General features: G+C 58.0%; 18 protein-coding genes and 1 tRNA gene. 14 read left to right on the top strand and 5 right to left on the bottom strand.

Features of this window, described 5'->3' with window-relative positions; genetic code table 11:
* Positions 1-28: 28 nt before the first annotated feature.
* The 3 genes from G6L01_RS08720 (at position 29) to G6L01_RS08710 (ending at position 2,573) form a co-directional block, all read left to right on the top strand.
* Positions 29-988, top strand: a complete 960-nt coding sequence (locus G6L01_RS08720) for a nucleoside hydrolase (protein ID WP_070165151.1) — start codon at positions 29-31, stop codon at positions 986-988.
* A gap of 200 nt (positions 989-1,188) precedes the next feature.
* On the top strand, positions 1,189-1,575 hold the full coding sequence (locus G6L01_RS08715) for a GNAT family N-acetyltransferase (RefSeq protein ID WP_174089207.1): 387 nt from the start codon (positions 1,189-1,191) through the stop codon (positions 1,573-1,575).
* Positions 1,576-2,039: 464 nt separating this feature from the next.
* Positions 2,040-2,573 carry a chemotaxis protein CheD gene (locus G6L01_RS08710; RefSeq protein ID WP_337692692.1) on the top strand — a complete coding sequence of 178 codons (534 nt, stop codon included), beginning with the start codon at positions 2,040-2,042 and terminating at the stop codon, positions 2,571-2,573.
* 62 nt (positions 2,574-2,635) lie between these two features.
* Here G6L01_RS08710 and G6L01_RS08705 read toward each other — a convergent pair whose 3' ends face one another.
* Together G6L01_RS08705 and G6L01_RS08700 are read right to left on the bottom strand one after the other, a co-directional pair.
* A complete protein-coding gene (locus G6L01_RS08705; RefSeq protein ID WP_070164955.1) occupies positions 2,636-3,325 on the bottom strand; it encodes a cobalt-precorrin-6A reductase in 690 nt (229 codons plus the stop codon).
* On the bottom strand, positions 3,309-4,436 hold the full coding sequence (locus G6L01_RS08700) for a cobalt-precorrin-5B (C(1))-methyltransferase (RefSeq protein WP_081344059.1): 1,128 nt from the start codon (positions 4,434-4,436) through the stop codon (positions 3,309-3,311). Before G6L01_RS08700 ends, G6L01_RS08705 begins: the two co-directional genes overlap by 17 nt.
* Positions 4,437-4,578: 142 nt before the next feature.
* Here G6L01_RS08700 and cobA point away from each other — a divergent pair, with 142 nt between their 5' ends.
* The 6 genes from cobA to G6L01_RS08670 all read left to right on the top strand — a co-directional run bounded on the left by cobA (position 4,579) and on the right by G6L01_RS08670 (position 10,774).
* Positions 4,579-5,421, top strand: coding sequence for a uroporphyrinogen-III C-methyltransferase (gene cobA / locus G6L01_RS08695; protein ID WP_070164954.1), 843 nt, complete (start codon positions 4,579-4,581; stop codon positions 5,419-5,421).
* On the top strand, positions 5,418-6,728 hold the full coding sequence (locus tag G6L01_RS08690; RefSeq protein WP_070164953.1) for a cobyrinic acid a,c-diamide synthase CobB: 1,311 nt from the start codon (positions 5,418-5,420) through the stop codon (positions 6,726-6,728). The genes cobA and G6L01_RS08690 overlap by 4 nt, the downstream gene beginning before the upstream one ends.
* On the top strand, positions 6,725-7,738 hold the full coding sequence (cobD, locus tag G6L01_RS08685; protein ID WP_070164952.1) for a threonine-phosphate decarboxylase CobD: 1,014 nt from the start codon (positions 6,725-6,727) through the stop codon (positions 7,736-7,738). The genes G6L01_RS08690 and cobD overlap by 4 nt, the downstream gene beginning before the upstream one ends.
* Positions 7,735-8,706, top strand: coding sequence for an adenosylcobinamide-phosphate synthase CbiB (gene cbiB, locus G6L01_RS08680; RefSeq protein ID WP_070164951.1), 972 nt, complete (start codon positions 7,735-7,737; stop codon positions 8,704-8,706). Before cobD ends, cbiB begins: the two co-directional genes overlap by 4 nt.
* 121 nt (positions 8,707-8,827) lie before the next feature.
* Entirely contained in the window at positions 8,828-10,243 is a 1,416-nt protein-coding gene (gene mgtE, locus G6L01_RS08675) for a magnesium transporter (RefSeq protein ID WP_070164950.1), read from the top strand.
* Positions 10,244-10,387: 144 nt separating this feature from the next.
* Positions 10,388-10,774, top strand: a complete 387-nt coding sequence (locus G6L01_RS08670) for a MerR family transcriptional regulator (RefSeq protein ID WP_060716796.1) — start codon at positions 10,388-10,390, stop codon at positions 10,772-10,774.
* A gap of 47 nt (positions 10,775-10,821) precedes the next feature.
* Here the strand turns inward: G6L01_RS08670 and G6L01_RS08665 are convergent, their stop codons facing one another.
* The 3 genes from G6L01_RS08665 to G6L01_RS08655 form a co-directional block, all read right to left on the bottom strand.
* Complete coding sequence (locus G6L01_RS08665) at positions 10,822-11,298, bottom strand: methyltransferase family protein (protein ID WP_070164949.1); 477 nt, start codon at positions 11,296-11,298, stop codon at positions 10,822-10,824.
* A gap of 11 nt (positions 11,299-11,309) precedes the next feature.
* Positions 11,310-12,293, bottom strand: coding sequence for an acetyltransferase domain-containing protein (locus tag G6L01_RS08660; protein ID WP_070164948.1), 984 nt, complete (start codon positions 12,291-12,293; stop codon positions 11,310-11,312).
* A 128-nt stretch (positions 12,294-12,421) separates the two neighbouring features.
* Positions 12,422-13,195 carry a DUF599 domain-containing protein gene (locus G6L01_RS08655; RefSeq protein WP_070165149.1) on the bottom strand — a complete coding sequence of 258 codons (774 nt, stop codon included), beginning with the start codon at positions 13,193-13,195 and terminating at the stop codon, positions 12,422-12,424.
* Between the two features lie 486 nt (positions 13,196-13,681).
* Between G6L01_RS08655 and G6L01_RS08650 the strand changes: the two genes are divergently transcribed.
* The 5 genes from G6L01_RS08650 (at position 13,682) to G6L01_RS08630 (ending at position 19,284) form a co-directional block, all read left to right on the top strand.
* Complete coding sequence (locus G6L01_RS08650; protein WP_070164947.1) at positions 13,682-15,085, top strand: L-serine ammonia-lyase; 1,404 nt, start codon at positions 13,682-13,684, stop codon at positions 15,083-15,085.
* 45 nt (positions 15,086-15,130) lie between these two features.
* Positions 15,131-15,568: a DUF1489 family protein gene (locus tag G6L01_RS08645; RefSeq protein ID WP_015916295.1), complete on the top strand. Its 438-nt coding sequence runs from the start codon at positions 15,131-15,133 to the stop codon at positions 15,566-15,568.
* Between the two features lie 640 nt (positions 15,569-16,208).
* Positions 16,209-16,682 carry a chemotaxis protein CheW gene (locus G6L01_RS08640; RefSeq protein WP_070150560.1) on the top strand — a complete coding sequence of 158 codons (474 nt, stop codon included), beginning with the start codon at positions 16,209-16,211 and terminating at the stop codon, positions 16,680-16,682.
* A 265-nt stretch (positions 16,683-16,947) separates the two neighbouring features.
* A tRNA-Leu gene (locus G6L01_RS08635) sits at positions 16,948-17,032 on the top strand.
* Between the two features lie 287 nt (positions 17,033-17,319).
* The gene (locus tag G6L01_RS08630) at positions 17,320-19,284 is read left to right on the top strand and encodes a methyl-accepting chemotaxis protein (RefSeq protein ID WP_070164946.1); all 1,965 of its coding nucleotides are present in this window, start codon (positions 17,320-17,322) and stop codon (positions 19,282-19,284) included.
* The last annotated feature ends 311 nt before the right edge of the window (positions 19,285-19,595 follow it).

The following is a 19,595-nucleotide window of genomic DNA, read 5'->3' as shown; positions in this document are numbered from 1 at the left end:
CGTCAAAGGATATATAAAGGACAGCGCGATGCATAAGGTGATTTTCGATACGGACCCCGGCGTTGACGATGCCATGGCACTGCTGTTTCTGCATCACCATGCGGATATCGATCTGCTGGGCATTACCACAGTGTTCGGCAATGCCACGATCGAGACCACGACCCGCAATGCGCTCTATCTCAAGCAGGAGTGGAATATCGAGGCGCCTGTTGCTAGGGGTGCTGGCGAAACCTTCATTCCGCATCGCGTTAGCCATGAGCCGCCGAAATTCATTCACGGCGATGATGGTCTTGGCAATATCGGCGTGCCGGATGCCGTGGACGTGCCGCTTGATCCGCGCCCGGCACATCGCTTCATCGTCGAGACCATCCGCGCCAATCCAGGCGAGGTGCGGATCGTCGCCGTTGGTCGAATGACCAACCTTGCCAATGCCTTGAAGGAAGATCCTGAGATCGTTTCTCTGGTCAAGGACGTGGTCATTATGGGCGGCGCCTTCGATATCAACGGCAATGTGACGCCCGCCGCCGAGGCCAATATCCACGGCGACCCGGAAGCGGCCGATATTGTCTTCACCGCCGGCTGGCCGGTGGTGGTGGTTGGTCTTGATGTAACGACGAAAACCGTGATGACCCGCCAGGCGCTGTCCGACATCCGCGACGCGGCGGGCATGCGGGCGCAATTGCTGTTCGATCTGTCCCAATTCTACATCAAATTCTATGAGAGCCGGGTGCCTGATGGCATGGTGGTGCATGACAGCTGCGCCTGTGTGTATGTGGTGGCGCCGGAGCTGTTCACCACCCGCAGCGGCTCGATCCGCGTGGTCTGCGGCGGCATTGCCGATGGCCAGACCATCCAGAAGCCCGACAGCATGGGGTTTGGTCCCAGTGATTGGGATGACCTGCCAAGCCAGACGATCTGCACCGATATCGAGGCCGAAGCAGTGCTGAAACTGATCCATGATACGATCGTTTCGGTCCAGGAAGCATAAGTCTCCTGCATAATTCCTTAAATCGGAATCGATTTAAGGAGAAAATTATGCAGCAAATATAAAGCGCTACAGCGCCGTGCGCTGTAGCGCATAATTCGGTAGAACATTGTCAGAGTAGCGATGTCCGCCGTGGCTGCTCCCAAAAGACAGGGTTTGGAAAGCAGATGGACATAAGACCTGCGATGAGATCGGACTTTCCGATGCTGGCAAATCTCATCACCGAACTCGGCTATCCCAGTTTGGTTGAAGATATTGCAATGCGGATGGAGGTCATCGCAGGCCGCGATGATTACGCTGCGTTTGTTTCAGTCGAACAAACTGTGGTTGCCGGAATGATCGGCGTTTCTGTTTCGCCATCCTTTTACCGCAGCGGTCTTGGTGGTGCCATCATCGCCCTGGTTGTCTCGCCTGATTTTCGAGGACAAGGAATCGCGGTTTCACTTGTCGCCCACGCAGAGCAATGGCTTCGCGAAAGAGGTGCAGATCGGGTGACAATAAATCCCAGCAACCATCGTCTCCCTGCTCATCGGCTTTATCATCGCCTGGGCTACGAAAATACGGGGATACGCTTTACAAAAGCACTGTGACGCATGTTTCCCAGAGTTTGTCAGGGAAAAGTGGAATCCACTTTTCCTGGAAACGCTCTATTTCGCACCGCCCCATGTGTTAACCGATGAAGAGTAGACAATAAATCAATATATTCATGGTTTATTAGCCAGGAAGCCAGAATGCCCGCCTCATCGGGGAGTTGGCACCATTAAATTGGGTGGTGTCTGCGTTGTGTCCGATGAGTGAGCATGTTGAGATGATGTCTGGTGTAATTTCTTATCCAAAGCCAGAGGCAGGATTTCTTAAACAGGTTGTCGTTTAACGAGAGAATTATGCAGAAAATATAAAGTGTTACAGCGTTCCTTGTGCGGTTTTCCAAAACGCGGGCGCTGTGGCGCGGCGTGCGGACAGAAATGATCAATAGGTTTTAGTCTCAATCTATGCTTTCATTAGAATGTAATGTTAGGGGTCGGATTGAATGTCTTTCGTTTGGAATGCTCCAGTGGCTTCACGAATGGATCTGCCCAAGGGCCGGGTGACCATTTCGCAGGGACAATTTGCCGTCAGCGACGATCCCGGTACGGTGATGACAACGGTGCTTGGTTCCTGCGTCGCGGCCTGTATTCGCGATCCTGTGCTGGGCCTCGGCGGTATGAATCATTTCGTATTACCGGGTCCGGTTGCCAAGGGCATGAGCAAGAGCGAGGCGGCGCGGTATGGCTGCCAGTTGATGGAGCTTCTTGTTGACGGATTGCTGGCGCGTGGCGCAAATGTCTGGCGGTTGGAGGCAAAGATTTTTGGTGGCGCCAGTCCCGGCAATTCCTTCTATAATGTGGGAGCGCGCAATTTCGATTTCGCACGGCAGTTTCTGGCAGCAAATGGTATTGCGGTCATTGAGGAAAATGTCGGCGGCCCCTATGGTTGCAAGCTCGAATATTGGCCCTATTCGGGCAAGGCCAATTGCATGCCGCTCACCGGACGCATGGGTGGGAAGCCTAAGGTTACGGCCATTCGGTCGTCAGTTCAGAAGATCTGAGGATATCGCCTTTACCTGGGCGAAAAATCCAAAGTAAATCAAGTTGATATCTCAATCTGTCGTCAAGTCGCCGGACGGGCGATCATCACCACGGGCAATCCCAATTTTCGCGCCGCGATAATCTTGCCATAGCTTGCCTCGCCGCCTGAATTGCGGGTCACGAGATGGGTGATGGCATGGCTTTGCAGCAGGGCTTTTTCCGCTTCCCAATCCGCCGCCGCTTTGCCGAGAATGAGGTCGGCATGGGTAAAGGGCAGCGGTGTAGAAGGCGCATCCACCATGCGGATCACGAAGTGGCAATCCGTTCGCCGTGCAAATAGGTCGATATATTGCCGCCCCAGCGCCAGGAAGACCCTGGCTCCTTCCGGCAACGTCTGGGCCGCCGCTTCCAACGTCTCGACCATGATCCAGCGGTCATCGGCTTGTTGCAGCCATTGCGGTCGCAGATGCACGGTCAGCGGTACCTCTGCTTTCCGGCAGGCTTCGATGGCATTGGCGGATATTTGCCGGGCAAAGGGATGTGTGGCGTCGATCACCCTGGTAATGCCTTCGCCCCTCAGATAGGCCGCCAGCCCATCGATACCGCCGAAACCACCAATGCGGACGTCTCCGGCCAGACTGGCCGGATATTCGGTGCGTCCGGCAAGTGCGGTAATGACGAAAGCCTCGCCTCGCTCCACCAGTTCTGCGGCAAGCTTTGCCGCCTCTGCTGTGCCGCCGAGAATGAGGATGCGTTCAGGAAGCGATGGCAAGGATCGCTCCCGCTCGGTCGGTGACGATCACATCGACGGCGATATCGGCACCGCGCAGGACCGAAAGAGCTGTCTGTCTTGCCCTTTGCGCAATCGGTGTTGCCATGTCCAGATTGTTTTGCCGGGTGATGTCGAGGATTTCCAGGGCGGTGTTGGCAGACCTGATCTTTTCCTTGATGTCTTGCGAGAGAGGATGATCGGACATCAATGTTTCCATGAAGGAATTGTCGATCTGGCTGCGGGCGGAATGCAGATCCAGCGCGCCTTGCGCCAGCTTGCTCAACTTGGCAAATCCACCCGCAATTGTCAGCCGGGACACGGGGTGCTGGCGTAGATATTTGAGCAGACCACCGGCAAAATCACCCATGTCCAGCAGCGCTTCCTGCGGCAGGCCGTAAAGCTGCTGCGCGGTGCGCTCTGATGTTGAGCCAGTGGCACCCAGTACATGCGGAAGTCCCATGGCGCGTGCCACATCGATGCCGCGATGGATGGAGTGAATCCAGGCCGCACAGGAAAATGGATTGACGATGCCGGTCGTCCCAAGCACCGAAAGCCCGCCGATAATGCCCAGGCGCGGGTTCCATGTCTTTTCCGCCAGTGCCTGACCACCGGGAATGGAAATGGTTATTTCCACATCGGGCGCCACACCATGCTGTTTGGCCAGCGCCTCCACCTCGGCCGCCATCATTGTGCGCGGGACAGGGTTGATGGCCGGCTCGCCAATGGCCAGCGGCAGGCCGGGCCGCGTCACCGTGCCGACGCCGTCGCCTGCCACGAAGCGGATGCCAGAACCAGCAGTGAGACGCCGTATAGTGGCGATCACGGTTGCGCCATGGGTCACATCAGGGTCGTCGCCCGCGTCCTTGATGATACCCGCTGAGGCTTGGCCACCCGCGATCTGTTCATAGGCGAGCGCAAAGGCCGGTTCCTGCCCGCCCGGCAGGCGGATCGACACTGGATCGGGAAATTCACCGGTCAAAAGCGCCGTCAGTGCTGCCTTGGTCGCGGCTGTCGCGCAGGCGCCCGTGGTCCAGCCCTTGCGCAGCGGTCCATTCGGCTTGCGCGAAGCGGCGGCATTGGGTGTTTCGGTGGGCGGCGCGGCTTCGGTCATGGCTCTTTATAGGCAAGGCTTGCGGCGGGGGAAAGATGGGGGCGTCCTTTGCCGCTCATTCGGACAAATCATCTTCATGGCGGTATAATTTTCCCTGCCAACCGATTTCGGTTTGCAGAATTATGCAGTAGATCTTCTGACCATGATGCAAGATGTTTTCAAGCCTTTGCCACCGTTGCAGCCGGGCCATGTCTGGCTGGCGGGGGCAGGGCCGGGTGATCCAGGTCTGTTGACGCTTTTGGCGGTGCGTGGCCTGTCCATGGCTGATGTGATTGTTCATGACGCGCTGGTGGATGAGGCTTGCCTTGCTTACGCCAATCCGGGTGCGGTGCTGGAATATGCGGGTAAGCGTGGCGGAAAGCCCTCGGCCCGGCAGCGCGATATTTCCCTGCGATTGGTGGAACTGGCCAAATCCGGCAAGCGGGTGCTGCGGCTGAAAGGCGGAGACCCTTTCGTGTTCGGGCGCGGCGGTGAGGAAGCGTTGACCCTGGTCGAGCATGGCGTGCCGTTTCGCATCGTACCCGGCATTACGGCGGGTATCGGCGGGCTGGCCTATGCGGGCATTCCCGTCACTCACCGCGAGGTCAACCATGCTGTCACCTTCCTGACTGGCCATGATTCGTCTGGGGCCATGCCTGATGGCATTGACTGGAAGGCGGTCGCCAAGGGCTCGCGGGTGATTGTCATGTATATGGCGATGAAGCATATGGGCCATATCGCCGCGCAATTGATGGCGGCAGGCCGCCAGCCTGAAGAACCGCTGGCCTTCGTCTGCGATGCTGCAACGGACCGGCAACGGGTGCTGGAAACCACGCTGGGTGAGGCCGATGCCGCAATGCAGGCCGCAGGCATCCAGCCACCCGCCATTGTGGTGCTGGGCGACGTGGTACGGCTTCGCCCCTCGCTGGACTGGCTGGGTGCCTTGTCGGGCCGCCCCCTGCAACCGGCCCCCTTTGCCAATCGAAGCCTGAAGGACACGGCATGAGTGGCCTTTTGATTGCCGCGCCGGCCTCCGGGTCAGGCAAGACCACCGTCACGCTGGGCCTGTTGCGCGCCTTGAGCGAGGCCGGGCATAAGCTGGCACCGGGCAAAGCCGGGCCGGATTATATCGATCCGGCCTTTCATGCGGCGGCAAGCGGTGAGACCTGCCTGAATTTCGACCCCTGGGCGATGCGACCGGAACTGATCGCCGCCAATGCCGCCCTGCACCGTCAGGGTGGCCGGACCCTGGTGGTCGAGGCAATGATGGGGCTTTACGACGGGGCAGCGGATGGCACCGGCTCGGCGGCGGATCTTGCCCTGATGCTGGGTCTGTCGGTGGTGCTGGTGGTTGATTGTGCCCGCACCTCGCATTCCGTCGCTGCCTTGGTAAAGGGCTTTGCCGATTTCAGGCCCGGTCTGCTGATGGTCGGTGTTATCGTCAACCGGGTCGCCAGCGACCGGCATGAGGCGATGCTGCGCCAGGCCCTGGAGACAATCCGCATGCCGGTGCTGGGCGTGATCCGCACCGATACGGGGCTTGCCCTGCCGGAGCGGCATCTGGGACTGGTGCAGGCGGCGGAGCAGACCGATCTTGAAGGCTTTATCAGCCATGCCGCGCAGGTGGTGGCAAAAGGCTGTGATCTCGACGCTATCATTCGGGCTGCGGTTCGCAGCCCTGATCCGGTCTCGGATGCCAATATTGCCCGGCTTGCGCCGCTTGGTCGCCATATCGCCGTGGCGCGAGATGAGGCTTTTGCCTTTTGCTATGAGCATATGCTGCTGGGCTGGCGGCGACGGGGCGCGCAGATCAGCTTCTTTTCGCCCTTGCAGGATGAGGCCCCGGCAGATGATGCCGATGCGATCTATCTGCCCGGCGGTTATCCCGAACTTCATGCTGGGCGGATCGCCAATGCCCAACGGTTCCGGGCGGCTATGCAAAAAGCAGCGGCAGGGCCGGTGAAGATTTACGGGGAATGCGGTGGCTATATGGTGCTGGGCGAGGGGTTGACCGACGCGGATGGAACCGACCATGCGATGCTGGGGCTTTTACCGCTGAAAACCAGCTTTGCCACGCGAAAGCGCCATCTGGGCTACCGGCTTTTGCGGCCATTGGCAGGAGATTTCTTTGCCCATGCCATGACCGGCCACGAGTTTCATTATTCGACCGTGATCGAGGAAGGCGAGGGAGACCGGCTGTTTGCCGCCGAGGATGCCCTGGGCGTCTCCCTGGGGCAGGTCGGATTGCGACGCGCCAATGTAGCTGGCTCCTATATGCATCTGATCGACCGTGCGGGCGAGAGCCGGGCATGACAGTACAGCCCGGCCAAACCATTGCCCATGGCGGCGGCCTTGCGGCAGCAGCGCGTCTTTATGGCGGGAGCGTTGAAGACTGGCTGGACTTGTCCACCGGGATCAATCCCTGTCCACCGGATCTGCCCGCCATCGATGCCCGCGCCTGGCACCGTCTGCCGGACCGCGAACGCGAGGACACCGCCCGTCTCGCGGCGCGGGATTTTTATCGCAGCGGCACCGTTCTGCCGCTACCGGTTCCCGGCACGCAATCAGTCATCCAGCTTTTGCCGAAGTTGATGGATGCAGGCAGGCGCGCCGCCATTCTCAGCCCCACCTATGGGGAATATGCCCGCAGCCTCACGCTGGCCGGTATCTCTGTCGATGCGGTGGACAGTCTTGAGGCAATGACATCCGCCCATGGATTGGCGGTGGTGGTTAACCCCAACAATCCCACCGGGCGTCAGATTGGACGAGCTGAATTGGTCGCCGTTGCGCAGCGCATGGCGGTTGATGGCGGTCTTTTGCTGGTGGACGAAGCCTTTGCCGATGCGCAGCCGGAGCAGTCTCTTGCGCCGCTTGTGGCTGAGCACGCCAATCTGGTCTTGTTTCGCTCTTTCGGCAAATTCTTCGGTCTGGCTGGCTTGAGGCTGGGCTTTGTGATTGCCGATCAGGTGATGTTGGACCGCTTTGCCTGTTGGCTTGGTCCCTGGGCGGTATCCGGCCCAGCTTTGTCGGTGGCAACCCAACTGTTCAGTGCCGATCACCATGCGCTTCGCACTCAGATTGTTGCCCGTAAGGCAGCACTTGATGCGGTTTTGGCGCAGTCAGGTCTGACGGTTATCGGTAGCACGCCGCTGTTTGCGCTTGTGGAGCACACGGATGCGGCCAATTTGCATGCTCATCTGGCGCGCGTGCATATCCTGACCCGGATTTTTGAGTATGCGCCGGGCTGGCTGCGGATCGGTCTGACGCCCGACGAAGACGCCGATGCGCGGCTTCTGGCCGCCTTGCAGGCTTTTCGCTCATGATGGAGGCAAATCTGCTTATCCTGTTGTTGGCGCTGGTGCTTGACCGCGTGGTTGGCGATCCGCCCTGGTTATGGGCGCGCCTGCCGCATCCGGTCGTGCTGTTCGGCAAATGCATTGCCGCATTCGAATGGCTGCTGAACCGGCCTGTTCTGGCCGATCCGCTACGCAAGGCGGGTGGCGTTGTGGCGATTGTGCTTCTGCTGCTGGCAAGCCTTGGCGTCGGATATGGGCTGCATCGCCTGTTTGCGGCACTTGGATTTCTCGGGATGCTGCTGGAAATTGCCGTCACGGCGGTGTTCTTGGCGCAGAAAAGTCTGCTGGACCATGTGAAGGCCGTCGCCGATGGCTTGCAGCATGAGGGGCTTGCCGGTGGTCGCCGGGCCGTGTCGATGATTGTCGGGCGCGATCCCGATGTGCTTGATGAGGCCGGTGTGGCGCGCGCTGCGCTGGAAAGCCTTGCGGAAAACTTTGCCGACGGGGTGGTGGCACCTGCCTTCTGGTATGGCCTGCTCGGCCTGCCGGGTCTGCTTGCCTATAAAATGCTGAACACCGCCGATTCGATGATCGGCCATAAATCCGAGCGCTACTTGCAGTTCGGCTGGGCCTCTGCCCGGCTGGACGATTTGGCCAATTGGCCTGCGGCCCGGCTTGCCGGCATATTGATCGTCTGCGCTGCCGGCGTTGGCAAGGGCATCGCGGCGGCCAAAAGATGTTTCATGGTGATGATGGCTGATCACGGCCTGCATCGCTCGCCAAATTCCGGTTGGCCGGAAGCAGCGGCGGCGGGTGGGCTGGATGTGGCGCTGGCGGGACCGCGTATTTATGCCGGAGACGCGGTCAACGAGCCAATGATGAATGCCGCGGGCCAACGCGCCATTGGTGGTGCGGATATCCGGCGGGGTCTTTTGCTGATTGACGGTGCCTGGCGCATCGGTGTTGGCATTTTGCTACTGCTGGCCCTGTTGTGACGGATAACCTGCTGTTTTTTGTGGCATGTATCGTCACTGTCATGCACTTATGGTGAAGCTGATCCGGTGAAATGCAGGATTCGTTTGCGGCAGGCTGCCGCGAACCGAACGGGGCGCGAGTATGAGTGATATTGAAGAACAGCTACGCCCGCGTCATTTCCGTGATGATGAAAAGGCCGATATCTACGACGAGGACGGTTCGATCCGCAGCGATTTTCGCGCTCTGGTCGGTGCCGCTATTGCCGATCGCGATGTGCTGTTCCTGCGCAAGGAAGTTGCGCATCTGCACGAATCGGAAATGGGCGACCTGATCGAAGCGATCCAGCCGGATCAGCGTTTGGCGCTGATTACCCTTCTGGGTGACGATTTCGACATGACGGCGCTGACCGAGGTGGATGACGCCATCCGTCTGCAGATCGTCGACCAGATGCCGAACGAGCAGATCGCCGCAGCTATCGGCGATCTCGATTCGGACGATGCGGTCTACATTCTCGAAGACCTCGACCAGGAAGACCGCGACGAGATCCTCGCGCAATTGCCGTTTACCGAGCGGGTGCGGTTGCGCCGCGCCCTGGATTACCCGGAAAGCTCCGCCGGACGGCGTATGCAGTCGGAATTCGTGGCCGTTCCGCCGTTCTGGGCGGTGGGCCAGACCATCGACTATATGCGCGAAGAAGAAGGTCTGCCCGAGAGCTTCACTCAGATCTTCGTCATCGATCCCACCTTCAAGCTGCTGGGCGTGGTCGATCTCGACCGTATCCTGCGCACCAAGCGACAGGTGAAGATCGAAACCATCATGCGCGAGACCAACCATCCGATCCCGGCCGAAATGGACCAGGAAGAGGCGGCGCAGCTCTTCGAGCAATACGACCTTCTCTCCGCCGCCGTGGTCGATGAAGGTGGACGCCTGGTGGGCGTGCTGACCATTGATGACGTGGTTGACGTGATCCAGGAAGAGGCCGAGGAAGACCTGATGCGCCTGGGCGGCGTCGGCGATGAAGAATTGTCGGACAGCATTCCAGAGACCTCCCGCTCGCGCGTGCCATGGCTGCTGGTCAACCTGCTGACCGCATTTTTGGCGGCTTCGGTGATCTCGCTGTTTGAGGCAACCATTGAGCAGATCGTCGCGCTGGCCGTGTTGATGCCGATTGTGGCGGGCATGGGCGGCAATGCCGGATCGCAGACCATGACCGTGACGGTGCGAGCGCTCGCCACCCGTAATCTCGACATTCACAATGCCTGGCGGGTGGTGAGACGCGAAGCGGGCGTCGGGTTGTTGAACGGAGTGATCTTCGGCATCTTGATCGGCGTCATTGCCGGGTTCTGGTTCCATGATGCCAATATCGGCGGCATCATTGCCTCGGCCATGCTGATCAATATGATGGCCGCTGCCATTGCTGGCATTCTCATTCCGTTATTGCTGGACAAGATCGGTGCCGACCCGGCGGTTTCCTCGGCGGTTTTCGTGACCACCGTCACCGATATTACCGGGTTCTTTTCGTTTCTCGGGCTGGCCACCTGGTGGTTTGCGATCTAGGCCTTTGAACACCCCATCTGCAATTGGAAAAATCTGTAAAAGCAGCGAGATGTTCCCCGCTTGAGGCAGCGAGGTGAACAAAAATTGACTTTTACGTCAAAGTTAATATGATTATCGACTTGAGCGATACGGAACACCATGGCCTTGAAAAAATCTTACAGCATCACCGAGTTGACCCGCGAATTCGGCGTTTCGACCCGTACTCTTCGTTTCTACGAGGATGAGGGGTTGATCCAGCCGGAACGCAAGGGCCGTACCCGTGTCTACCGGGGTGCCGACCGCCATCTTCTGAAAGAAATTCTGCGCGCTCGTCGCATCGGCTTTACGGTAGCAGATATTCGCGAAATCATCCATGTCTATAAGCAGCCGCCGGGCGAGGTTGGCCAATTGAAGCTGATGATGAAGCGTATCGATGAAAAGCGTGACGATTTGCGCCAGAAGCGTAAGGATATCGAGGAGACGTTGGCCGAACTGGATCAGGCCGAAGAGGCCTGCCTGACCCGTCTGGTGGAAATTGGTGTCGGTTCATAGAGCGAGCCGACACCCTTTTTGCTAATTTCATCGCTTCCGGTATTCCGTCAAAGCCAGCGGCGTGTGTGCTGGCAGTAGCGTTCGAAATCGACGCCGAACCGTACCAATAGATGCATTTCCTCACAGCGGATAGCGACCATGGTCGTCAACATGGCGGTGAGGGGCGCTGCCAGGACCAGCCAGACATTGCCGAGAATCATTCCCGCCGCGACCATCAGCAGCGTATAGCCGAGATAGATCGGATTGCGGGAATAGCGGTAAGGCCCCTCTGTCACCAGCCGCCGGGCGCGCTGGTGCTGGCTAAGGGGTGTATAGTTGGACATCAGGGTCTTGATGGCCCAGAAATCGATGGCGATTGCACCGGTGGCGATCATTGCGCCGGTCATCCACATGACGGGCCCCTGGTCCTCGAAAGGACTGACAGGGGCAACATAGGCATCTAGAAAAAAAGCAATGACACAGGCGCCGACATAAAGAAGCGGCGGCCATGGGTATTTCAGCGGCTTCATGCGATAGGCGTTCATGTTAGGACCCTTTATTGGCTGGCGATCGTGCATTCCCGCGCCAGTTTCAGGACCCTTTCATCTTGCGCCGCTATGATTGCCCCAGACTGGAGCGGTTCGAGTATATTTCCGGTCTGCAACTTCTCCAGTGTGCAGCCGCAGAACCTTTGGCAAAAGCCAGCGTCGTTATTGCCTGCCGTGCAGGATTGCTGGCAACTGCGGTCATAGGCTGCCGCTCTGTCGGGTGGGGGCGGGGTGACGACCAGCGTCGCCAGATAGACGAGAGCGATCAGTACTGGCTGATGCAACAGGTAGAAGACCAGGCTATGACGGCCCGCAAGTGAGAGCAATTTCGGGCCGGACGGCCAGGCTGCCAGCTTTTGCCACAGGCCGAACCGCAGGGCGAGGCGGGCGCTGGCAATGCCAAACAATACGGCGGCAAACCATGGAAAAACAGGAACATAGTCATTTGAACGCGGGATGGTCTCGGATAGGCCAAGCCACCAGAAATAGGGTGCGTCGAACACAGCCGAGCGCGCATAGAATGGCAGGATCAGCGTGGCAATTGCCGCGCCCAGCGTGACGACCACCGGCAGGCGAATGAAGGCCAGGCCGAGCAGGCTCATCAGCGCGATGGCATGCAGAATGCCGAAGAAGATCCAGCCTGCCCCCATGGCCAGATAGGTGGCAACGGATATGGCAAAGGCGCTTGCGGCGATCTGCGCCAGCCGCTTGCCGAACGGCTTCCAACGGATGCCATTTCGATGCGCCAGCACCAGACCGATGCCGACCAGGAACAGAAAGGTCGAGGCAATGCAGCGGGCATAGATCTTCAGAACCCCGGTTTCCGCCGTGCCCACAGGCAGATAGCCGAAGAATTCCAGATCCCAGCTGAAGTGATAGGAAGCCATAGCCAGCAGCGCGAGCCCGCGCATTGCATCGAGCAGGCCGATGCGGGTGGTGGATTTGGCGGGGGTGGATTTGGCGGGAAGGGGAGATTCGGTTGGAAAAGCCACGCGATGTCCTGAAACAGCTATCTACAGCGACCGGACATGCTGGGATGGCAAGTGGTCACCGGGGCAGATCATGCCCTTGGTTCGAGTTATGCCAAGGTCATTTTAATGACACCTGGCATCACGGTCCTTTACGACATTCCAGATGACCTGTCGCCATCGGTTGCAGGGTGGGGGCTGGTTTGAAGGCTTGCTGTCATCTGTCCTGGCGCGGAGAGCGGATTTTTCAGCATGGCGGCCAGCCGGGCATTGGAGAAGAACTGGCGATGCACCAGCACGAAGAAAATCAGCACCGTGGTTGCCATGAACATGTAAGCGTTCAGGAACCAGCCGAGATAGCCCATGGACATGAAGATTGCCCGCAGGCCCGAATTGAAATTCTGCGCGGCGATGACATTCATGGCAATCACAGTTTCGGCGGCGTCTTCGGCTGCGGCCGGGTCCTGGCGAACCTCCGCATGCATGGGCAGGCCGCCAAACAGAATGGTGCAATAGTTGAACAGGCGATAGGACCAGCCGAATTTGAAGAAAGAATAGCCGAAAATCGCAATCAGCCCGCAGACTTTCAATTCAAATGCGGCCCGCCCGCCCGCGCCGAATAAAGGCAGGTCCCGCAACACCAGATCGACCTTTTCGGTGGCGCCCAGCATCGCAAAACAGCCGCCGATGGCGATGATCGAGGTCGAGGCAAAGAAGGCGGTACCGTTTTGCAAGCCGGCGAGAATCTGCGTGTCGATCATCCGCAGGTCGCGCTTCAGCGCATTGAATATCCAGGCGCGGCGGCGCTCCGCCATGATCCGGCTGAGGCTGAGGCGGGATTTGATCAGACGGCCATTGGTTAAAAAAGCCAGACCGAACCAGCCGCAAAAAAACAGCAGCAGAGCAAGCCAATCCAGAAGGGTCATGTCCGACATTGTCTTTCAAATTTTGCGATAGCGACAGGGATGATGGTTGCGAATCTGCATTTTTCATCCTGTTTTATCATGCTGGGCTGATTTTATCATGATAGGCCGAGGCCAATTCACAAAGCGACAATATCAATTGTCACTGTCGATGATGGAGATGAAGCGCTCATGCCAAGGTGCTTGCAGACTCGTTTGACAAATATACAGCTGTGACCGCTGTCAGCGATTGAGCAAGGCCGCCAAATCGTCTATCCATGCTGTGCTCGGGGGCTTTCGGGGGATTGGCCTCGTGCCTGCCGCTTTGTTGCGGTAGAAATCCGCTTTACGGCGGGGGACGACAGCGCGGCTGGAGACGAGCCGCGCTGTTTTTGTTTTGCGGTTTTTGTCGCTTCGGTTTCACTGAATGTCGATCCTTCATCACGAATTTGCCGAGGATAAGGCTAGAGTTTAGGCTATTGGCTGCGGCTTCACGGGTAGGGTCCTTGCATGTTTCTTTCCGTCTTCGACGTTTTCAAGATCGGCATCGGGCCATCCAGCTCGCATACGATGGGGCCGATGTCGGCAGCGGGCCGGTTTCTTGACCTTATTCTCTCCAATGAGTGGCCGCGCCCGGCTGGCGCCGAGGTCGCGGCGCTGAAGGTCAGCCTGCACGGTTCGCTGGCCTATACGGGTGTAGGTCATGGCACCGACCGCGCCGTTATCATCGGTCTGACCGGCGAGATGCCCGACAGGGTCGATCCGGACCGGATGGCGGAGCTCGTCGCCGAGGTGCAGCGCAGCGGCAAGGTCTGTCCCACCGGGCATCCGGCCTATCAGTTCAATCCGGCCACCGATCTGGTGCTGGACAAGAAGACGCCGCTGGCAGGTCACGCCAATGGCATGCGATTTTCCGCCTTTGACAAACAGGGTCGTCTGCTGCTGACGACGGTCTATTATTCTATCGGTGGCGGTTTCGTGGTGACCGATATCGAGCTTGCCGCCGTGCAGAAAACGAAGAAAACAGAAACTCACGCTGTCAAAGTGCCTTATCCTTTCGCCTCCGCCCGGCAGATGCTGGCCATGGCAACGTCATCAGGACTGACGATTGCCCAGATGAAGCGCGCCAATGAGGAAGTTTCCCTGAGCCGCCAGGCGCTGGACGAAGGCCTCGACCGGCTTTGGACGGCGATGAGCGGCTGTATCGATCGCGGCTTGCGGGGCGAGGGCGAACTGCCCGGCGGGTTGAAAGTCAAGCGTCGCGCCCGTTACATCCATGACAAGCTCCAGGAAGAATGGCGCTCCAACCGGCAGAACCCGCTGCTCGCCAATGACTGGCTCTCCGTCTATGCCATGGCCGTCAACGAGGAAAATGCCGCTGGCGGCAGGGTGGTGACGGCGCCAACCAATGGGGCAGCGGGCGTCGTGCCTGCAACGATCCGCTATTACCTGCATTTTCATCCCGATGCCGATCAGGAGGGTGTGCGCGACTATCTGCTGACGGCGGCGGCCATCGGCGGCATTATCAAGCACAATGCCTCGATTTCCGGTGCCGAAGTCGGCTGCCAGGGCGAGGTGGGTTCGGCAGCGGCCATGGCAGCGGCAGGGTTGGCGGCGGTGATGGGCGGCAGCCCGGAGCAGATCGAAAATGCCGCCGAGATTGCTTTGGAACATCATCTCGGCATGACCTGCGATCCCGTGGGGGGGCTGGTGCAGGTTCCCTGCATCGAGCGCAATGCGCTGGGCGCGGTCAAGGCGGTGACGGCGGCCTCGCTGGCCATCAAGGGCGATGGCAGCCATTTCGTGCCGCTCGACGCCTGTATTGAGACCATGCGCCAGACGGGCAATGACATGAGTGAGAAATATAAAGAGACCTCGCTCGGTGGCTTGGCCGTTAATGTCGTGGAATGTTAACCGTGCCGCTTGACCCGCGGCATGAAAGGTCTATCTGCAAAACCCATGGCGCTCAATCTCATCAAACTCTGTGTCGGGGCCGATAGCATCGACGATCTCAAGCACTGGGTCGCGGAACGCGCCCTGGTGGCGATGTCGGCTGGCTTGGCGCCGCAAAGTTCGCATGTCACCCGGATGATGCCAAAACGGGTCGAGGAATTGCTGGACGGCGGCTCACTCTATTGGATCATCAAGGGTCAGGTGGCGGCCCGCCAGCCGCTGTTGGATATTGTCAGCGTCACCGGCGCCGACGGAATCAACCGCTGCGAACTGGTGCTTGGCCCTGAGGTCATTGAAACCACGCCTGCGCCACGCCGCCCGTTTCAGGGCTGGCGCTATCTGGACCCTAAAGACGCACCGCGCGATCTTTCCGCCGGCGGTGCGGGCCTGGATGACATGCCCGACGACTTGAAGCGGGAACTGGCCGAACTCGGATTGCTGTAGGCCTTATACCAAGGCTCTGACATGCTGGCGCATTCTCGCCTTGAAGGCATTGGAAATATCTCAAATGCATCAGTGGCTTGAGATATTTGCAAACGGAATATGATGAGTCATCTTCAATGACTCTTCGTATGATTTGACCAGCCATTGAAAACGATTCGTCGTGTTCCATTTTCGATTTTCACAAGCCGTTGATGTATTTGCTATTTCGTCAAGGCAAAGATCTGATTCTCACTTTTGAGCCTCGGATATTATCCATGGCGATCAAGGTCATGGAGATCGTTTTCAAATTGGATATCTTTGTCGAAAAGCAATATGCTTGAAATGATTTATAAAAATCAAATGTTTGACTGCCATTTCATTTCGTCGGTTGTGACATGCCGGGCGCGCGCGTCAAAATTTATATTTGAATTCACTAACGGTTAAGACGCATCAACTATGTTTCTGTTCAAGGAATCCAAAGTGGCCACGTGTGGCTGGCAGAGGCACAATCGAAGGCTGGCAGGATTACGGCATAGATTGCAAGTCGGACGGTTCACGGTGCAGAGGCTTGCATTGCACGTGTTTGTCTGGATCGGCAGCGATTTAAGGACGTATATTCTAAAATACTGTCCCAAACCTATGAAAGCTGGGAGAAAATTTGATGACCACATCGCATCTGGTGCAAGCAGGCTCTCTGGAGATCATTGCTTTCCGGCTTCATGCGCAGGAATTTTGCGTTAAAACCACCTCTATTCGTGAAATTCGCGGTTGGGCCACTGTGACCCCGCTCCCCCATGCGCCTTACGAAGTGCTGGGCGTGATGAACCTGCGCGGCACGGTCATCCCGATTGTGGATCTGGCCGTCAAGCTTGGCATGGCCAATTCCGAGGTTAACCAGCGCAGCGCGGTGGTCGTGGCTGATGTCAATGGCGTGACCGTCGGCCTGCTGGTGGATGGCGTTTCCGACATCCTGACCATCCCCGCCGATCGCTTGCAGCCCTTGCCGCAGGCCGCAGGACCAAGCGCTGCTTTTTCCGATGGCATCATTGCCCAGGGCGAGAGCATGATTTGCTTCCTCAACCTTGAGCGGATGTTCGGCGTTGATGACGCAGACGACTGGGGCATGGCAGTTTAATATCGAACGTTTGATAACGTCGGTATTCGACTTCCAACCTCGATGCATTTCAGCAATCACCCTGGACCGGTTTCGGTCTGGGGTTTTTTGTGCGAGCGACAGCGAACCTTCATGCGGCACATATGGCGCAAAAAGGTTCGCTGTCGCTGACTATTCCCAATTGGGGAATTCCTCAAACCGGAATCAGTTTAAAGAATTATCCAATAGGGAATATCTCAAACGCCCTCTTGCAATTCCGCCTCAGGTCGTTGAAAACGCTGCTTACGCGGACGTGGCGAAACTGGTAGACGCAAGGGACTTAAAATCCCTCGGAGCAATCTGTACGGGTTCGACCCCCGTCGTCCGCACCAACTACAATGGACTGTGTCCTTTATCCCCGGTGTTGTTTTTGTCGCTGTTTTCTGCGGCTGGCTGTGTGCGTGTCCCATCGCGGTCCTAATCTTAAGTATAAGAAAATTAGAATTCACTAAAAATTAGATTTTACCCGGTAGTTTTCAAGGGTGCCGCCGGATCAGCCGACCGTTGCAGACCGATCATTCTGTGCGGTTTGGCGGGGACTGGAGCCGGTTCGGCGCGCCAAAAATTTACCCCCACATGCACTCGAAGGTCGAGCCACCTTGAGTTACGAGGCAATGAGATGAAAAACCTATCAATCATCGGGAAATTTCTGTCGATCATGGCGCTGTTCGGGTTGTTTACTCTCGGTATAGCGGCCTATTCCGGGTTTAAGCTGAAATCAATCGATACTGCCTATAGCGGCCTGCTGAACGAGGAGTCCGCTGCCTCGCTTTATCTGGCCCGCGCCAATCGGTCGATGCAGGCTGCACGGGCTTCCATGGCCGATGTCATGATGTCTCGTACGGCGCAGCTTAATGAAGCCGCCAGTAAGGAGTTCGACGCGGCACGAAACTCCTTCGTCACGTTTATGGATACGGCGGCAAAGGCGTTGCCGGAGAATGCCGATATCGTCGGGCTCAAAGCAGACACTTTGAAAATTCTCGATCAGGCCTGTGGCAATGCCATGCAGGTGGGCAAAGCTGCCACCGCCGATGACGAAGTTACGAAATCCCAGGCTATTTTTCTGAAAGAATGCCAGCCTGAATTTGCAAAGATCTCGCCGCGCTTCACCAATATGGTCACGGCGATCAGCAAGGCCGCAGAGGCAGAAAGTCAAGACCTTTCCGACATGACTCATAACACGGTGATGACGACTGTGGTTGGCGTGTTGGTAGGCTTGGTGCTCGTTCTGACAATCGGCTTTTTCGCCATCCGCGCCTGGCTGGTCCTACCGATCCGCGATCTGGCCACCAAGATGGGCATTCTGTCCGGCGGTGATCTTTCGGCAATGGTCGAGGGAACAGACCGTCGTGATGAAGTTGGTGTCATGGCGCGTGCCGTGCAGATCTTCAAGGATAACGGCCTTGCCGCTCGCGAGCTGGAAAAACAGGCCGCTGCGGTCCGCGACATGAGCGAAGTGGAACGTCAGCGCGTTGCTGAGGCCGATGCCAAGCGCTCGGCTGAAATGGCCCAGGCAACGTCTGGTCTTGCGGAAGGCTTGAAGCGGCTTTCGGCTGGGGATCTCACCTTCCAGCTTACCCAGAATTTTGCCAGTGAATTCGAAGGTTTGCGTACCGACTTCAACAGCACGGTTGAACAACTGCGCGATACGATGTCGTCCGTTGCCATCGCGACCAGCTCGATTGACAGCGGTTCGCGGGAAGTGAGCCAGAGCGCCAACGACCTGTCGAAGCGTACCGAACAGCAGGCCGCCTCGCTGGAAGAAACGGCCGCCGCACTGGATCAGATCACCACCAATGTCTCCAATTCCTCCAAGCGTGCGGAAGAAGCCCGGTCAATGGCCGTCCAGGCCAATCAGTCGGCCCGGCAGTCCGGTGAAGTGGTCTCGAATGCCGTCAACGCCATGCAGCGGATCGAGCAGTCGTCCAGCCAGATCTCGAACATTATCGGCGTGATCGACGAAATCGCCTTCCAGACCAATCTTCTGGCGCTGAATGCCGGTGTGGAAGCGGCGCGGGCAGGTGAGGCTGGTAAGGGCTTTGCCGTGGTCGCCCAGGAAGTGCGCGAACTTGCCCAGCGCTCTGCCCAGGCTGCCAAGGAAATCAAGGACCTGATCCGCAATTCCGCCAGCGAAGTTGAAAACGGCGTCAAGTTGGTGACCGCAACCGGTGAAGTTCTGAAGGTGATCGAAGGCCATGTCGTCGCCATCAACGGCCAGCTCGATGCAATCGCCATTTCGGCCCGTGAGCAGTCTGTCGGTCTGTCTGAGGTGAATATCGCCGTCAACCAGATGGACCAGGTCACCCAGCAGAATGCCGCCATGGTGGAAGAAGCCACCGCTGCCAGCTCTTCACTGGCCAATGAAGCTGAAAAGCTGCGCCATCTGGTCGGCCAGTTTCAGCTTGGTTCAGGTTCCGGAGCAGTAGTCAATGCGGGCCCTTCCGGCGGCAGATCCGCTGGTCCTGTTCCAGCCGGCGCCGGGCAAAGGCCTGTCGCGTCACCCGCCCGCCGCATGGTGGGTCAGGTCGCCAAGGCACTCGGCATGAATACTGCAGCCAAGCAGGAAAGCTGGGAAGAGTTTTAACACCATCTGACAGCATCGGATTTTCCGAAACCCGGTGCTTATTTTTCGGCTCTATCCTCTCATTGCTCAAGCCGCCCTGCGATTTCTCTCACGCAGGGCGGCTTGCTGTTTGGCGGATGGAGGAACAAGACATCGGGGACGAGCGGCAAGGACGAAAAAAGGTCTTGGCCGATAATTTCGTCTCTCTGTTTGGTCCAGTCTCGCAAAAGTGACGTTACATCGATATGCATCGAAGAAATGCACGAAAGCCGCCGCACGATTTCCGATCCGTTGCCTGGTCGTCACCTTAAATCGGACCCGATTGAGGGAAT

The organism is Agrobacterium vitis, from assembly GCF_013337045.2.
Lineage (GTDB): Bacteria > Pseudomonadota > Alphaproteobacteria > Rhizobiales > Rhizobiaceae > Allorhizobium > Allorhizobium vitis_B.
This window is presented reverse-complemented; position numbering and strand designations above follow the sequence as displayed.

Excerpts from the sequence above, each read along its gene's own strand:
- G6L01_RS08720 (WP_070165151.1), top strand. The coding sequence starts at position 29 with ATGCATAAGGTGATTTTCGATACGGACCCCGGCGTTGACGATGCCATG.
- G6L01_RS08715 (WP_174089207.1), top strand. The coding sequence starts at position 1,189 with ATGCTGGCAAATCTCATCACCGAACTCGGCTATCCCAGTTTGGTTGAA.
- G6L01_RS08700 (WP_081344059.1), bottom strand. The coding sequence starts at position 4,436 with ATGACCGAAGCCGCGCCGCCCACCGAAACACCCAATGCCGCCGCTTCG.
- cobA (WP_070164954.1), top strand. The coding sequence starts at position 4,579 with ATGATGCAAGATGTTTTCAAGCCTTTGCCACCGTTGCAGCCGGGCCAT.
- G6L01_RS08690 (WP_070164953.1), top strand. The coding sequence starts at position 5,418 with ATGAGTGGCCTTTTGATTGCCGCGCCGGCCTCCGGGTCAGGCAAGACC.
- cobD (WP_070164952.1), top strand. The coding sequence starts at position 6,725 with ATGACAGTACAGCCCGGCCAAACCATTGCCCATGGCGGCGGCCTTGCG.
- cbiB (WP_070164951.1), top strand. The coding sequence starts at position 7,735 with ATGATGGAGGCAAATCTGCTTATCCTGTTGTTGGCGCTGGTGCTTGAC.
- mgtE (WP_070164950.1), top strand. The coding sequence starts at position 8,828 with ATGAGTGATATTGAAGAACAGCTACGCCCGCGTCATTTCCGTGATGAT.
- G6L01_RS08665 (WP_070164949.1), bottom strand. The coding sequence starts at position 11,298 with ATGAACGCCTATCGCATGAAGCCGCTGAAATACCCATGGCCGCCGCTT.
- G6L01_RS08655 (WP_070165149.1), bottom strand. The coding sequence starts at position 13,195 with ATGACCCTTCTGGATTGGCTTGCTCTGCTGCTGTTTTTTTGCGGCTGG.
- G6L01_RS08650 (WP_070164947.1), top strand. The coding sequence starts at position 13,682 with ATGTTTCTTTCCGTCTTCGACGTTTTCAAGATCGGCATCGGGCCATCC.
- G6L01_RS08645 (WP_015916295.1), top strand. The coding sequence starts at position 15,131 with ATGGCGCTCAATCTCATCAAACTCTGTGTCGGGGCCGATAGCATCGAC.
- G6L01_RS08640 (WP_070150560.1), top strand. The coding sequence starts at position 16,209 with ATGACCACATCGCATCTGGTGCAAGCAGGCTCTCTGGAGATCATTGCT.
- G6L01_RS08630 (WP_070164946.1), top strand. The coding sequence starts at position 17,320 with ATGAAAAACCTATCAATCATCGGGAAATTTCTGTCGATCATGGCGCTG.